Genomic DNA, 15,463 nt, shown 5'->3' on the forward strand with positions numbered 1-15,463 from the left:
AAAGTCTCCAGACTTTCCTCCAATGCCATAGGTTTAACCTCCGAAAGTAAGTCTATCCTAAAGTAGGTATGTATGACAGACTTACTAATCCAGCAATTTATTACTGGGCTAATGTAAAATCAAACATGCTAGAGTCAAAATCTATTGTTTAATGAAAATTTCTTGATCTAAGCCTTTCTTGTTCTTGTGAATGACGCCAATTAATTCAATTAAATTCTTTTCTTGAATATTTTCTAAAGAAAAGTTTATTTTTTGTGTATTGTACCTTATGGCATTGCCTTTTTTTTCTATTAACCTTTCAATATCATTAGGTATAAAAAAACTTGCTTTATCGCCTAGATACTTTTTATACTCATTTATATAAATCCCGATTCCTGCAAAATCAAAATCACCAAAATGTAAATATTTGTTTGAAATGGATTGTAGCCATTTGATTAGATCTCTACTCTGATTTTGTGGATATCGGCTGACGAAAAGTGGTTGAATATCTTTGAAAAGATGTTTTTGTCTTTCAATATATCGGAAGTTTTCAGGATTTTCAATTCCAACGATAATGACTGAAGGGTCTGGTAAAAAATTTGCATAGTCAAAAATGAATTGAAAAATCCCACTAGAAAAATTTAATACTATAGCCCTGTCATCTATTCTTGCTGCCAATGGCAGATAACTATTGATCAAAAAACCTTTGAAGGTTCTTACATTGATCAATTTGGAATCTGAAGAAATAGCAACTAGTTCATTTCGTTGCACATTTTCTTTTTGACTTATTTCAATATATTTTTCGAGGTCGGTTACTCCAAATTTGTTTTGTAAATAGTGAAATAAAGCCAGCCTATTTCTGAGCTTTAATTTTTTTTGGATTCTTCCATTTCTTTCTATAATACTTTCTGATACCAATTCCTCTATTAATGAATGTTTTGCCATACTAGCTGGAATTGTTGAGCCTTCTAAAAGTTGTAAAAGTTTTTGGGCTATATGTATTGGGATTTTCATCAGTTACTTACTGCTCTAGTTTGACAATTTTTCTTACCAAACGCTTTATATTCGTGATATTTCTGCTGTCTTTGGACAGTAAGTAGGTGTATCTATAATCTGTTGCATTAAGTGAAGTAGGAGAGCTGTTAATCAGTAAAATGTTCCTATCATTCGCAAATTTCAATATCCCCTTGACGTTATTCGGATGCAGTTTACCTATTTCATCCATCATACAGTGCAAACGAAATTCGTCCTTTTGCTTTTTAGAAGCTTTTTCTTTAAAAACATTTAAAAGCATAATGTTTATCATGGCCTTTACCAAAACATCTGTACCTTCAGAACCTACATTAGTGAGTTTTTCAACCCAACCAGTGTCATTGTCATTTTCTACAATTTTAAATAATAATTCAAACGAATCAGAAAGTGTAATTTCTTTTTCTTTTGAAGCATTCATTTCCTTAACGAGTTGTATCAGTAAAGAAATCGCTTTTTCATTATTATTTGATTGCCGATTAGAAGAAAATAAATTCGGCTTGCCAAGATCAAATGAATATTCCGTATTGAAGTTCTTGATTTCAACTAACAAAGTGAAAATCTTATTCTTACTTTCAATAGTTTTTAACTCCATGCTTTTTATGGCACCCACAAAATTTCTGGAAATAAAATCATTGTTGATCTCAGAAATTATTTTACTGATTTCACCTTCCTTCTCTATGAGAGAATTGGTTTCTTTTCCAATTTGGCGAATGATGTGAGTAAAGCGTTCTTCTACACGTTGTTTGTATTCTGCGATCTTATTTTCATCAACAAACTCTTTCAGCATATCAGCAAACTCAAAGTATTCACTTCTATCTGTAAATTTTACTTTAAATGTAAATAAATTCTTCTCTTGGAAATTACCTGCAAACTTATTGATGGCCTCCTGTAACTCAACATAACGTTTTGTAAGTGTATTGTCTGTCGTTTGTAAATCATTCGTCAGTGTGACACATGTTAAATCCGTTTTATGATCCCTAGTATAAGAGTTAATAAAATGTTCTACATCTGGATAAATTTCTGACTTAGTGAAATTATCAAAAGCAAGCAAATCTGCCTCAAAAGCATTTTTGGTATCATTTAATGCTGAAATTTCTGCTTTATGTAAAGCTATTTGTTGAACAAACTTATTCTTTTGCTGAAGGTACCTTGCGGCCTCGGTTTCTAATTGTTTATCCAACAAAGACTTTTTGCTTTTAAATTCTCCCTCTTTATCAAATAGCTCCCGTTTATCTTTATAATATTCAATTACTGTATCTCTATTGTTGTCTATATAGCCTAATTCAGAATCAATTTCAGATAAGCGCAATTCTATTTGAGCAATTCGTTCTATATTTGCACCTTTTGTGTCCAATTCATCTTTCTGATTAATTTTGATTTTTTCCACTTTAAGGCTTAAAACTTTTTCTTGTTCTCGAATTTGTTCATCCATTTCCTTAAAAAATTCAGACAATTTTCTGCTCTCTTCTTTTATTTTGGTTTCCTTTTCTTTCTTTTTTATTTCAATTGTCTTGGAAATAGTTTGCTCTATTTTTTGCACTTGTTCTTCTGCTAAAGTCTTCTCTTCGCTTAGCTTTGAAAGGGTAAATTCAATTTTTTCTATCTCTAACTTCTGTTCATTTTTTGCTTTATTTCCCCATTCGGATAACCGGACAGATAATTCTTCCAGTTTGGATTGGCTCTTTTCTATATTGTATTGACTTTGCTGGATAAGCTCCTTTTGCTCTCTTATTTTTGGTTGAAATTTTCGCTTTAATTTTTCTAGTTCATCATTCAGATCTGAATTCGTTTTGCTGATATTTTTCTTTATAGCAAGAATTCTATTTTTATATCCCTCTTGTTCTTTTTGCAGATCAGCAACTGTTTTTACACGCTTTTTGATCTCTGAGGTATCAAGGCTGATACCATAAAAACTAATGTTAGTATCAGCAACGATTTTAGGATTTAATCCCTTCAGAAACAAAACATTGTCTTCATCAACTACTTTCCCTATAGTTTTGTCCCAATCAGGAACATGTTCATTCAGCCACCCATAAAGAGAATCCTTACTATTCTCAATTTTAATTTCTCTTGCATTAATCTCCTTGTTGTATTTTTCCTGATCTTCTATCAGTTTTTCAATTTTTCTTTCAGTAACTGCTTTGAGATTTTTTTCATCAAACTCCCATTGCCTTTGAAGAGTGGAAATTTCATCTTTTGCCTGTTTGCTATTCCTGTCTTCTTTTAAAATATTTGACTTAATAATTTCAATTTCAACTTTCACGTTGTCAATTTCAATTTCGTAGAATCGTTTGACTCTCACCTCTGATAGTTTGATTCTGTTATTCGTAATTAAACTCTCTTTTTCTTTAACGTTTGTGTTGGCAGTTTCTAAAGTTTCTTTCTGTTGTTTGTGAATTCCCTCATAAATCAAATCGTATTGTTTATTTAAATCTTTTTCAAAAAGATTTAAATCACGCTCTTTTTGATTCTTCATAGATCCTTTATTGTTCAAAAATGCTTGAAGCTGATTTTCTAACTGTCTTAGCTGCGCTTCATAGCGCTGTTGAATCTCAAGAAACTTAGATGTAAGTATATCTTTTTCTTCAATAAGGTTTTTCTTTTCCAAATCCAAGAGTGCTTTTTTTGAAACACGATTTATGATGATTTCAATATTTAATGTTTGGTAGGCATCACGCTTATTTTTAATTTCTTTGAGTTTTTCTAACACAACACCAATTTGTCTTTGAACTTCACCTTTCTTTTTTTCAAAAACAGTATCATGGTCCTTGAGTTTCCCATTTTCTCTATCTCTTTTTGATTCTTCTGCGTTTAGAAGCAGTTGGACCTTTGGTTGTTTTTCTTTTACATTATCCAAAGCAAAACCTAATTGGAAAGCCAAATCCTTTTTCTTTTGATCTAAATACCTAAGGGCAGCATAAGTAGAAGCAACTTTTTCAGCTTGTTTCTCTATTTTTCCATCGGTCCATTTTCTGATGTCATTCAAATCAGTTTCAAAATCTCGAAGATGTGTTTGGGAATAGGTTGTGAGATCTATTTTTACATCATCTTCATTCAATGATTTAATTATAGTTCCTTTTACAAACTCAGCATCTAATTTTGCATTTAAGAAAACATTGGCAATAGTTCTTGGAATGTTTTGATATTGTCTACTCTCAATTAAGGCGTATTTTCTAAATTCATTTTGAAGTCCTTTGTTATTACCATACAAAATATTTCTAAACTCTTCATAACTACTAACAATCCTAGTAGAATCAATTTTTCCTAATGTTTCTCTGATCTTATCCCAGGTTTCAAAGGCCTTTCCTTCCTTGTCAATAAAAAAATCTTTATTGTACTCTGCATTAAAAAAACGAAAAGCAACTCTTCCCAGTGCCTTGAAACTTACGACACAATATTTACCAGCTTCTGTCTGCACTTCATAAATGATATATGAGTTTTGATATGGAAAATAATATTCATTGTAATTTTTCTTTTCTCGAGGAATCCCCAATTTTTGAGTGTCGGCATTGTAAAAGAAAAGAATGGCTCTAAGCAGAGTGCTTTTTCCTACACCTTGTGTTCCAATGAAATGAACATTACCATCCAAATCAACTTCGCCATATTTCAGCGATTTATCTGCACTATTTATGAATACTATTTTACTCAGGTATCTCATCTTTTACTTCATCGGGGATATTGATGGCTAAAATCAACTGTTCAAGATACTTGAATGAAGTTAATATTTTGAATTGGTGGGTGATTTCGTTCTCTAATTCAATAAAAGTATCGTCTATCAACTTCTTTAAAATTTTATCTAAAATATCTTGATGTTTAATCTTGTCTGTATGCTTCTTCAAGCTATCCAATTTTGCTTCTAGTTCAGCATCAGTATTTATTCTAACCAAAATATCAGCACTTGTAAAGCGATAACCTGCAGTGAAAGCGTTATCAAAAGTTTTGAAAAAATCAAGAATATCAATCCATTCAAAGGCCTTTTCTATTTTCTTTTCAAGGTCAACCCTAGTTTCTGGTCTGCTAAAATAGAAATATTCATCGCCCTTTTCTAAAACAAAATTTATATTAGTAAAATAAGCATATAAATTTTCAAAATGATAATCATCCTCCATCACAGTGTATAAATTTCTGATAATCTTATCGGAACTATTAGAACTGATAAATTGTCCCTTGCTAAGAATCTTAAATATGTCAGCTGTTTGTATAGGTACTTCCATCATGTTTATTTTGGGAAAATCATTGCAAATTCAATTTTTCCTTTTTCAGAAAACTGGTCTGTAATTTCAAAAATACTTTCATATTGTGAAACCATTTGACAATAAATAGTGACGCGCTCCTCAAATGAGACATCTTTTGAAAAGTTATAACTTATTACAAAGTCGAATAAATTATTACTTCCCGCAACAAATCCATTTTTTACTTCTTCTAAATTAATCTGTACCTCTTCTTCAATTTGTGTCTCCAGATATTCATCAGAAATTTTGTCTGCAACAGGTTGCTTATGTTTAACTCCTGATTTTAGACGTATGGCTATTTTCTGAATACTCTTAAATGCTCCCTCGTCGGTTTGTAGGTTTTCAAGAGAAAGTTTAAGTGGATAACTTGGATTAGGTTCAAAGACCACATGGCGATTAATTGCCAAAACCTGTTTTAAATCAGTGGTACTCTCAAGAATAAATTGGTCTTTTAAATATTTTATTTGTCTTAGCTTTTCTACTATACCACTTTGAAGTTGAATTTGATTCAAAAAGGCTATTACTTGCTTTTCTATTTCTATGAGATTATGCGTACATTTTTGAAGTTGTAATTTAAGTTGAACAATTATGCGACTTAATTCTTCATCTGTTGCTGTTTTAAAAAATGTAATATCATCTTCTGTAATCAGATGTTCAGTTTGTTCAATAAGTTTGGTAATGTCTCTACGTTTATTATCAAGATTTATCAGTTTGGATCGTTTGTTTTTGTAATTTGGCTCAGTTTTAAAAGTATTTTCTATGTTTCTTTTTAAATCAACGACATTCCTTAAAGTGATAATACCTATTTTTCTAAACGTATTTTTGATTATCCGAAGGTATTCATATTTCCTTTGTTCATTTTGTTCGTTGAAGTAATAGTTAATATTCTGTTTTACTTTTTCAAGGTTTTCGTTAATGTAAGAAGTATTTATTTCTTCATTTGCTTCCAAAACTTGCTCAAAAAAATGCAAATATAAATCATCTATTTCAAGGGTGTTTCCATTTTGGCGTATTACAGAACGGTCTATTAGGTATTGGATTTTGTTTTCATTATCCTCGACCAATTCAAGAGCGTATTCAAATTTATAATCTGTAGTTTTTCTTCTCTTAAACATTTCTGAAAGGAGCTTCTCCTCTCTGTGAAGTGTAGATAATAATTCTTTTATGTTTGAAAACGTGTTCATTTATTTGATAAAGGTAACCTTCAAATATAACCTTTAAATCATTTAACCCTTTAATCTTTTACAATTAAACTAGCTCACTTAATAACCAGTTAACCAGTTAACCAATTAACCACCTTTAACCTTTTAACCCTCTAATCATTTACAATTAAACTATCTCACTTAATAATCAATTAACCAGTTAACCACATGTCCGCCGTGGCGGAATTAACCCTTTTAACCCCTTTAACCTTTCCCCTTTTTCCTTTCGCCATTTTTCCATTTCATCCTTCATCCTTCATAATTCTGCATATAGCGGTCAAAGTGACCCCCTATCAGCGCTGCAAAGTGACCCCCCGGAGTTAAGTAGTTTTTTTGGTCAGGAATAGTGGACTTACATCGCGTTAAAGTTATTGTTTTTCGGGATTAATATTACGTTTTCTTCTCAGGGATTCTCCCTTTAGTTCTATCCGGTGAGCATCGTGCACAATTCTGTCCAAAATAGCATCTGCAAGAGTTTGATCTCCGATTATTTCATACCATGCACTGACCGGTAACTGCGAAGTGATGATGGTGGACTTTTTACCATGTCGGTCCTCTATAATCTCCATCAGCAACATTCTGCTCTGAACATCCAGGGGTTGTATCCCAAAGTCATCGAGTATCAACACATCAAGTTTTTCGAGTTTGAGCATCTCTTTGATAGAAGATCCATCAGCCTTAGCCATTTTCAGTTGGGTAAGCAACTTAGTCGTATTCGCATAAAGGACTTTGTGTCCCTTGCTACAAGCCTGATTGCCCAAGGCACAGGCAAGATAACTCTTACCTGTGCCTGTACTTCCTGTCATCAGAATGTTTTCTCCTTTGTGGATGTATGCTCCGTCTGCGAGTCTCAATAGTTGATTTTTGTCCAGTTCACGCCCGGGACGAAAATCCAGTTCCTCGACAGTGGCTTTGTATCGGAAACGTGCACCACGAAGGCTTCGATCCATCCTGCGGTTTTGACGGTCATCCCATTCGTTTTCCACGAGCAGACTAATCAGTTCATCCGGTGTAAGGGATGACAGAGAGCCGGATTCTGTGGCATGACTGAAGCTTCGTGACATGCCGTAAAGCTTCATTTTTCTCATTTTTTCAATTGTTTCTTGTATCATTGGAATTGGTGTTTGTTAACTGAAGTATCTGTTGCCACGGATGTTGTGGTGTTTGGGCATCTGGGAAGACTCCTCCAGCTGTTCATCGGAAAAACTGATTGCGTCTAAATTTTTGGAAAGGATCTGTTCAATCATAGGATAGGTGTAAACACCATACTCTGACGCTCTTTTGCAGGCTCCAGTGATCCGCTGTGAACCCACTTTGCGGGCAAGATGAAGGATCCCGGAGCAGGATCTATAACCTTGCTCCGGATGGGGAATAGATTCCATCAGGCTGGATAGGAATTTCCCTACCTCCTTGCTGATCTTATTGCCTTCACTTACAAAGAATTCATAACTCCAATCGGATACATACTTCTGGTTTCCGGCCAGATGATCCCTTAGTGTCGTGTACTTATGCTTCCTTTTATCGCGTTTGTGTTTGGCTATAGGATGATACTTGTAAAAGACCTCTAACCGGTCATCATTGAAAAGGACTTTGACTTTCTTCCCCATATACTGATGGGGGACACTGTAGTAGTGTTTATCCTCTCCAAGACATATGTGGGTGTTTTTCATTACAGTGCACACTTTGACACTCATCAGCTGATAAGGAAGTTCGGGAAGTGCCAGCAGACTGTTCCGCTCAAGTGTCTCAAACTGTTCCCTGCGACTTTCCTCACCTCTGAGTGCATAGTCATTGTAGTTGGATACCAAAGGAACAAGTGCTTCATTAAGGCTTTCTAAGGATAAAAACACCTTTCCCTGAAGAGCTACATAAATCCGCTGATATACCAGTCTTACAGCACCTTCGACCAGAGACTTTTCTCTTGGCTGACGCGGTCTTGCCGGAATGATAGTGGTGTTGTAATGCTCAGCAAAGGTTTCAAAGGTCTCGTTCAGGACTGGAGAGTATTTGCTGCCTTTGGTAACTGCAGACCGGAGGTTGTCAGGCACGATTACCCTTGGAACCCCGCCGAAGAACTCCAGCATCCTTGTGCAGCTTCCGATGAAGTCGGGTTTCTTCTGGGTGTAAGTGGCTTCCACATAAGTGTATTGAGTACAGCCCAGCGTAGCCACAAATACCTCTACAGGAAAATGCTCCCCTGTATCGGGATCAGTGACATAGAGCTTTTTACCCGCATAGTCGATGAATACTTTATCTCCGGCTAGGTGCTCAAAATGCATCGTTAGCCCCTGCTTACCCACGTATTGCCGAATATGTTTGCGGAACTGGCTGGCCTGAAAACCGTCAGGATGCTTCTGTCGGTATTCTTCCCAGAGACGCTGACGTGTCATGCCTTTTATTCGCAACTTCTTAACGATCCCAGGCAATAAAGGAAGTAATACTTCCAGCCTGTCACTTTGCTGCACAGGGGCTGGTGGACCTAATATTAATTCAGCTAAACCTTCATCGGAAAGCTGATTAACCTCTTCAAAGGAAAGGCCTGTTTGTTGAAATCTTTTAAGATAGGACTTGACAGTATTGCGGGAGACTCCCGTCAATTTGCTGAGCTGCTTGGAGCCATGGCCTTCAAAATGGCCTCGTAAAATTTGTTTGATCTTGTTCATGGTAAGAGTGCGATTGGCCATGGGAATGCTTAATTGTTTGCACTCCTAACAGGACTTAAAAGCCTCTTATTCCATTCCAGAAAAATAACTTTTGACGGGGGTCAATTTACATCACCAGCCGGGGGTCAATTTGAATCACCAGCTGGGGGTCAATTTAAATCGTCAGAAGGGGGTCAACTTCATCATTTTTTGCAAATGATATTTGAAGAGCCGGCTTTTTCATGAAGGTTATCGACATTTTGCGTAATTATGCTCACATCAAAGAATTCCTGAAGCTTAGCAAGTTCGAGGTGAGCTAAGTTTGGGTGGACTGATAGCGCTTGCTTTCTTCGTTGATTGTAAAACTCCAAGACAACTTTCTTATTTTTTTTCCAACCTTCAGGTGATGCAACTTCCATGACATCATGACCTTCCCAAAGCCCATTACTATCCCTAAAAGTTGCAATTCCACTTTCGGCAGATATTCCAGCACCAGTTAATGCTACAAGCTTTTTCTTCATTTTATAAAGGTTTATAATCCAAGGGAAGCAAATCACCTGTTTTTAGCCAACCCATATAGCCTTCGAACAAGAGATCGTAGGGAGGGGAGAAACTTCCGTTTTCATAAATTTCAATTTTTCCATTGAGAAAGTGAATCAAACTTTCTTGATTTTCGGCTTTATATGGTAAGATATAATTTGCATCAGGCTTTGCTTTCGTATAGATGACCTGGAGATAATCTTCAAAGTGAAGTGTTATTTTACCTGCATCTTCTTTTGTGATATACTGGTAGAGATCTATAGGGTTTTTTTCAAGTTGATCTATAGTTTTTGGAAGCTTTTTCAATCTTGCAAATTCTTCAATAGTGTAAGGAGTTGGTCTGCCTAACCTTATGTTTTGCGCAATGCTATCTAAATGCTCCTCTGATGGTCGATTAATGTTAGGGATTTTTCTAAGTCTTCTTACTAAAAACCCCTCTTCTTCAACTTTATTGTTGTATATCGCTCTAAGCAAATGCATAGAACTTCCTTCGTAGGCCTTTTTTCTATTGGTTTCAATCTGTTTTTTCTTTCTTTTAGAAAGGCCGTCATACTCAGTAAAGTAGGAGTATCCTCCATAGAAAATCTTTTTCTCAGCCAAAGAATATTCAAACGTATGAAGCAAATACCTGATAGTATAACCTAAATTTGGGTTTTCTATGATTAAATCTTGATTGGCTTTTGCTAAAAGTGTTCTTGGAATACTTTGATCATCTAAAATCAATATATTAGGATTGACCAATTTACTTTTCAGAGAATTGGTACTATTTCCTAGGAAAAAGCCTTTAAAAACCTCAAGGTTTCCGTACCATAACTGGTCTCTTTTCGAAACAACTTCAACTTCTGTTAGTTCTAAATCATCAGTAGCTAACTTGAATCTATAGAGTCTGTTTTGTATTTCGGACTGTTCAAGTTCAAAATTGAGTGTAGTGAACCCTAAAGATTTAATAATTAATTCATGTTTGCCTTCATTGAGTGTCAAATTGAAATGCCCCAAAGAATCGCTCAAAGTCCCAATACTTGTATTACTAAGAAATATCATTGCGTATGGGATTGGGGTATTATTATTTTCATTTTCAACAATGCCTCTCAAGGTCACTTGTGAATAGGATTTACCAGCATTGAGTAAAATAAAAAATAGCAGCAAGGATATACGGAACTTCATGTTACAATTTAGTAGCATAATCTTAGAGAATAAAGAGTGCCAATTGAGATATTTATAAGATCAATTTCAGAATTAAAAGTTAGAACAAAAAAAGCAGGACTTTCGACCTGCTCTTTCATTACTTTTTCTTGGTGAATCTTCCCTTTTTCTTTTCAGGTTGATTTTCTATAATTTCGATTGTTTCTGCATAGCTCAATTCAGCTGCATCTTTGTCTTTAGGGATTTTGAAATTGTTTTTACCAAATTTAATGTAGGGTCCCCATCTGCCATTGAGGATTTGAATTTCTTCATTTTCCTCAAACGTTTTGATATGCTTTTCTGCATCAGCTTTCCTTTTGGCTTTAATGAGTTCAATGGCTTCTTCTTCATTGATGCTCAGAGGGTCATGTTCTTTTCCTAAAGAGACAAATTTACTATCGTGTCTCAAATATGGTCCAAACCTTCCAATAGCAGCGACAATTTTTTTGTCTTCAAAATTTCCAACATCTCTTGGTAGTTTGAACAATTCCAAAGCATCTTCAAGTGAAATATTTTCAATGAATTGACCTTTTTTAAGACTTGCAAATTGTTTTTCCTCGTCTTCTTGGTCTCCGATTTGAACCAAGGGGCCAAATTTCCCTAATCTGGCAATAATTTTTTTCCCTGATTTAGGATCTATTCCTATTTCCCTCGAAGTATTGATATCTTCTCTTGCTACATTGGAAGTCTCCTCAACTCTAGTGTGAAATGCTCCATAGAAATTTTGGATCATGTCCTCCCAGTTTTGAGTTCCATGTGCTATTTCATCAAATTCTTTTTCTACTCTAGCAGTAAATGTAAAATCAATAACATTGGGGAAATGTTCTACCAAAAAGTCATTTACCACCATCGCTATATTAGTAGGGAATAATTTGTTTTTATCCGCTCCTGCAATTTCAGTTTTTGATTCCTTTTTGAACTCGCCCTTAGCAATCTTCATTTCTACATACTTTCTTTCATTTCCATCACGTGATTCTTTGATCACATAATTTCTTTTTTGAATTGTAGAAATGGTAGGTGCATAAGTAGAGGGTCTTCCTATACCCATCTCTTCCAATTTTTTCACCAAAGAAGCTTCAGTATATCTCGGAGCAGGTCTTGAGAAGGTTTCTCTACCTTTCATTTCAGTCAACTTCAGAGTCTGACCAACAGTCAATGGAGGAAGTAAACCTTTTTCTGTACTTTCTTCATCCTCTTCTTCATCATCGGTACTTTCTAAATAGACCTTTAAAAAGCCTTCAAACTTGATGACTTCGCCACTTGCAGAAAGTGTCTGTGGTAAGGTAGAAATGGCAATGCTAACATTTGTTTTTTCAAGTTCAGCATCTGCCATTTGCGAAGCGATCGCTCTTTTCCAAATCAATTCATATAGGCGCTGCTCGTTTCTATCACCAGATGTGTCATGTTTGGAGAAGTCCGTTGGTCGAATAGCTTCGTGAGCTTCTTGAGCCCCTTCTGATTTGGTTGTATATTTTCTTGATTTATGAAACTCAGGTCCGTAAGCAGAGGTAATTTCATTTTTTGCAGCCGCCATTGCATCATCTGAAAGGTTGGTGCTGTCCGTTCTCATGTAGGTAATCTTACCAGCTTCATACAGCTTTTGAGCCACCGACATGGTCTGTGCTACTGAAAAGCTAAGTTTTCTACTTGCTTCTTGCTGTAAGGTTGATGTTGTAAATGGTGCAGAAGGGGTTTTTTTGCCTGGCTTTTTCTCCAAACTTTTGATGCTGAAATCAGCACCCAAACACTTTTTCAAAAAATCTTCCGCTTCTTCTTGAGTTTCGAATTTCTTTGGTAATTCTGCTGAAAGTGTTTTCCCTTCAACATCAAAAAGTGCTGTGATTCTGTAAGAAGACTTTGAATTGAATTTTTCGACCTCTCTTTCACGCTCCACGATGAGTCTTACAGCTACAGATTGAACTCTGCCAGCTGAAAGTCCTGCTTTGATTTTTTTCCAAAGAATCGGAGAAAGCTCAAAACCAACTAATCGATCTAAAATCCTCCTAGCTTGCTGTGCATTGACTAAATCATAATCAATTGTCCTTGGGTTTTCGATTGCCTTGGTGATTGCATTTTTGGTGATTTCTCTAAAGACGATTCTTTTGCTGTTTTCATCCTTTAGTTTCAAAACCTCTTTTAAATGCCAGCTTATAGCTTCTCCTTCGCGGTCATCATCACTAGCTAGGTAAACCATTTCAGCATCTTTGACAAGATTTTTGAGTTGTTTTATAACTTCTTTTTTGTCTGCAGTGACTTCGTAAGTAGGTTTGAATTTATTTTGAATGTCTATGGCTTTGTCTCCTTTTGGTAAATCTCTGACATGACCATAACTAGAAGCGACTTTAAAATCCTTCCCTAAATATCCTTCTATGGTCTTTGCTTTGGCAGGGGACTCGACTATGACTAAATTTTTTGACATATTTTTCTAAAATTAAAACAATGCATTTATTAAAATACACATTTAAAATCTAAAAATAGATGCGATTACCTTGTATTCCAAATTATCAAAGGTACTATCTTCGATTTGGCATGATTATTTCAATTAGTTTTGAAGTGAAAATTAAATTGCAGGAATGAATAGTAATAAAATATTAGTGATTTTAAGACACGGTGAGGCAGATTTTAATGTTGGTCGTGGGACAGATTATGATCGAGAGCTAAGTAATATTGGGAAGTCTCAATTGACAAGGTTAAAGTCACTTTTTGAAAAAACCGGAATCTTTGTAAATAGAGTAATTTCAAGTTCTGCCAAACGAACAAGGCAGACGACAGAAATTATTTGTAGCAATTTTGAATCTTCAATTATTGAATATAAGAATGACTTTTATGATGCTGAATTTCCGTCAATTCAAAAAGTCCTAGAAAGTGTAGATAAGGATGATCAATGTGTAATGGTAGTTGGTCATAATCCAGGAGTAAGTGCATTGGTGTCTTATATTGCAGATCAAGGATACTTATCAATTCAACCTGGGATGATGGTTATCATTGAGTTAACTATCGATGATTGGAAACATTTAGGAAGTGGCACGGGAATAGTCAGAGAAGTTTTACAATAAGCTGTTGAATATTCGCTTCTTCAAGGAATTAATATTTTATCAACTTGTTTAAACTTACAGTTGAATTTTGTTTTTTTACAGAATAAACAGATTGAATCAAATCATTTTGAAATTTTAAAATTAAAAATAATGTCTTTGAAACATCAAATAATAGATAGTTTTGACCCTAATGGGGTAAGTACTTATAATAGTCTTTTTGGTCTCCCATTTGATGAAATTACAGCAGAATTGATCATCATTCCAGTTCCCTGGGAAGTGACTGTTTCATATTCACCTGGCACAGCCGATGGCCCTGAGGCTATTTTGAATGCTTCGATGCAAGTGGATTTATTTCAAGATGACATTAAAGATGCTTGGAAAATGGGGATTCATATGCTTACGATTCCTGAAGAAATTGCAAATAAGAGTTCTAACTTTAGAATATTAGCGAAAAATTATATTGACTGGTTAGAAAAAGGAGCTCCTGAAGTTGAATTAGAAAGATTTGCTGCAGTACCAGATTTGATCAACAAGGCAAGTGCTGAGATGAACGATTGGGTCTATGAGCAAGCTAAAAAGTATAGAAGTCAAGGAAAGATGGTTGCGCTCTTAGGAGGAGACCACAGCACACCATTAGGCTTGATTAAGGCATTAGCTGATGATCACGATAATTTTGGAATACTTCAGATTGACGCTCATGCAGATCTAAGGGTAGCATATGAAAATTTTGAATACTCTCATGCATCTATAGCTTATAATGCTTTGAAGTTTCCACAAATCAGTAAATTGGTACAAGTAGGTATTAGAGATTATTGTGAAGCGGAGGCGATAATGGCTAAAGAGAACAATAGAATCACTACATTTTATGATAAAGAAATAAAGAAAGAATCCTATGAAGGAAAAGCTTGGAAAATCATTTGTGATGAAATTGTAGAGCAATTACCACAAGAAGTTTATGTTACTATTGATATTGATGGATTTGACCCTAAGCTTTGCCCTAATACTGGAACACCCGTAGCTGGTGGTTTTGAATTGGATCAAATTATGTATTTGGTGCGAGAAGTAGTGAAGTCAGGGAGAAGGTTAATTGGATTTGACTTGGTAGAAGTAGCTCCAGGTCCAGAAGGTGACGAGTGGGATGGAAATGTAGGTGCTCGAATTCTTTACAGAATGGCAAATCTTTATGGAGCTTCTCAAGGAAGATTGAATTTGAAATATTTGAATTTAATTGGTACTCTTCATCTGTAACAGGCTCCAACCAAAAAGCTCCACCAATATTGATATTGGTTCCTATTGCTATATGTGTCATTGCATCTGTATCTGTTGCTCCGTGCCAATGTTCGATGTTGTGAGGACATTTTATAACATCGCCTTTTTCAATGGTTTCAATTGGCTTTCCCCTTTCTTGATACAAACCTTTCCCATCTGTTACCAAAAGTATTTGTCCTCCCAAATGATAATGCCAATTTGTCCTTGCTCCAGGTTCAAACGTAACGGAACCAATGTTTACATTGTGAGTGGTATCGGGCTCAACCAAATAATTTAACCAAACTGTTCCTGTAAAATTTGTGCTTGTTACTTTTTTACCTTTAGAAAACGCAGGTTCATTTTGGGACTTT

At 35.2% G+C, this 15,463-nt stretch carries 10 protein-coding genes and 2 pseudogenes; 2 read left to right on the plus strand and 10 right to left on the minus strand.

Annotated features, from left to right (window positions below):
* Positions 1-141: 141 nt before the first annotated feature.
* The 9 genes and pseudogenes from BELBA_RS12510 to topA form a co-directional block, all read right to left on the minus strand.
* The gene (locus BELBA_RS12510; RefSeq protein ID WP_014773060.1) at positions 142-993 is read right to left on the minus strand and encodes a DUF7281 domain-containing protein; all 852 of its coding nucleotides are present in this window, start codon (positions 991-993) and stop codon (positions 142-144) included.
* A 7-nt stretch (positions 994-1,000) separates the two neighbouring features.
* Entirely contained in the window at positions 1,001-4,669 is a 3,669-nt protein-coding gene (locus BELBA_RS12515) for an ATP-binding protein (protein WP_014773061.1), read from the minus strand.
* Positions 4,653-5,228, minus strand: coding sequence for a condensin complex protein MksE (locus tag BELBA_RS12520; RefSeq protein WP_245531066.1), 576 nt, complete (start codon positions 5,226-5,228; stop codon positions 4,653-4,655). The genes BELBA_RS12515 and BELBA_RS12520 overlap by 17 nt, the downstream gene beginning before the upstream one ends.
* A gap of 2 nt (positions 5,229-5,230) precedes the next feature.
* Entirely contained in the window at positions 5,231-6,427 is a 1,197-nt protein-coding gene (locus tag BELBA_RS12525) for a hypothetical protein (RefSeq protein WP_014773063.1), read from the minus strand.
* Positions 6,428-6,813: 386 nt separating this feature from the next.
* On the minus strand, positions 6,814-7,557 hold the full coding sequence (gene istB / locus BELBA_RS12530) for an IS21-like element helper ATPase IstB (RefSeq protein WP_014770947.1): 744 nt from the start codon (positions 7,555-7,557) through the stop codon (positions 6,814-6,816).
* Between the two features lie 15 nt (positions 7,558-7,572).
* Positions 7,573-9,129 carry an IS21 family transposase gene (istA, locus tag BELBA_RS12535; RefSeq protein WP_014773064.1) on the minus strand — a complete coding sequence of 519 codons (1,557 nt, stop codon included), beginning with the start codon at positions 9,127-9,129 and terminating at the stop codon, positions 7,573-7,575.
* A gap of 173 nt (positions 9,130-9,302) precedes the next feature.
* A pseudogene (locus BELBA_RS12540) lies at positions 9,303-9,608 on the minus strand (SIR2 family NAD-dependent protein deacylase); the annotation flags it as partial.
* Position 9,609: 1 nt separating this feature from the next.
* Positions 9,610-10,791, minus strand: coding sequence for a carboxypeptidase-like regulatory domain-containing protein (locus BELBA_RS12545; protein ID WP_014773066.1), 1,182 nt, complete (start codon positions 10,789-10,791; stop codon positions 9,610-9,612).
* A 118-nt stretch (positions 10,792-10,909) separates the two neighbouring features.
* Positions 10,910-13,228: a type I DNA topoisomerase gene (topA, locus tag BELBA_RS12550; protein ID WP_014773067.1), complete on the minus strand. Its 2,319-nt coding sequence runs from the start codon at positions 13,226-13,228 to the stop codon at positions 10,910-10,912.
* 154 nt (positions 13,229-13,382) lie between these two features.
* On the opposite strand from topA, the gene BELBA_RS12555 reads away from it, so the two are divergent.
* The gene (locus BELBA_RS12555; protein WP_014773068.1) at positions 13,383-13,865 is read left to right on the plus strand and encodes a SixA phosphatase family protein; all 483 of its coding nucleotides are present in this window, start codon (positions 13,383-13,385) and stop codon (positions 13,863-13,865) included.
* Between the two features lie 129 nt (positions 13,866-13,994).
* Positions 13,995-15,092 carry an agmatinase family protein gene (locus tag BELBA_RS12560; RefSeq protein WP_014773069.1) on the plus strand — a complete coding sequence of 366 codons (1,098 nt, stop codon included), beginning with the start codon at positions 13,995-13,997 and terminating at the stop codon, positions 15,090-15,092.
* A gap of 40 nt (positions 15,093-15,132) precedes the next feature.
* On the opposite strand, the pseudogene BELBA_RS20170 reads toward BELBA_RS12560, so the two are convergent.
* Positions 15,133-15,381: pseudogene (locus BELBA_RS20170) on the minus strand (cupin domain-containing protein); the annotation flags it as partial.
* Positions 15,382-15,463 lie beyond the last annotated feature (82 nt).

The sequence above is a fragment of the Belliella baltica DSM 15883 genome (genome assembly GCF_000265405.1).
Lineage (GTDB): Bacteria > Bacteroidota > Bacteroidia > Cytophagales > Cyclobacteriaceae > Belliella > Belliella baltica.

Coding starts and splice junctions, on each gene's coding strand:
- BELBA_RS12510 (WP_014773060.1), bottom strand. CDS start 993: ATGAAAATCCCAATACATATAGCCCAAAAACTTTTACAACTTTTAGAA.
- BELBA_RS12515 (WP_014773061.1), bottom strand. CDS start 4,669: ATGAGATACCTGAGTAAAATAGTATTCATAAATAGTGCAGATAAATCG.
- BELBA_RS12520 (WP_245531066.1), bottom strand. CDS start 5,228: ATGATGGAAGTACCTATACAAACAGCTGACATATTTAAGATTCTTAGC.
- BELBA_RS12525 (WP_014773063.1), bottom strand. CDS start 6,427: ATGAACACGTTTTCAAACATAAAAGAATTATTATCTACACTTCACAGA.
- istB (WP_014770947.1), bottom strand. CDS start 7,557: ATGATACAAGAAACAATTGAAAAAATGAGAAAAATGAAGCTTTACGGC.
- istA (WP_014773064.1), bottom strand. CDS start 9,129: ATGGCCAATCGCACTCTTACCATGAACAAGATCAAACAAATTTTACGA.
- BELBA_RS12545 (WP_014773066.1), bottom strand. CDS start 10,791: ATGAAGTTCCGTATATCCTTGCTGCTATTTTTTATTTTACTCAATGCT.
- topA (WP_014773067.1), bottom strand. CDS start 13,228: ATGTCAAAAAATTTAGTCATAGTCGAGTCCCCTGCCAAAGCAAAGACC.
- BELBA_RS12555 (WP_014773068.1), top strand. CDS start 13,383: ATGAATAGTAATAAAATATTAGTGATTTTAAGACACGGTGAGGCAGAT.
- BELBA_RS12560 (WP_014773069.1), top strand. CDS start 13,995: ATGTCTTTGAAACATCAAATAATAGATAGTTTTGACCCTAATGGGGTA.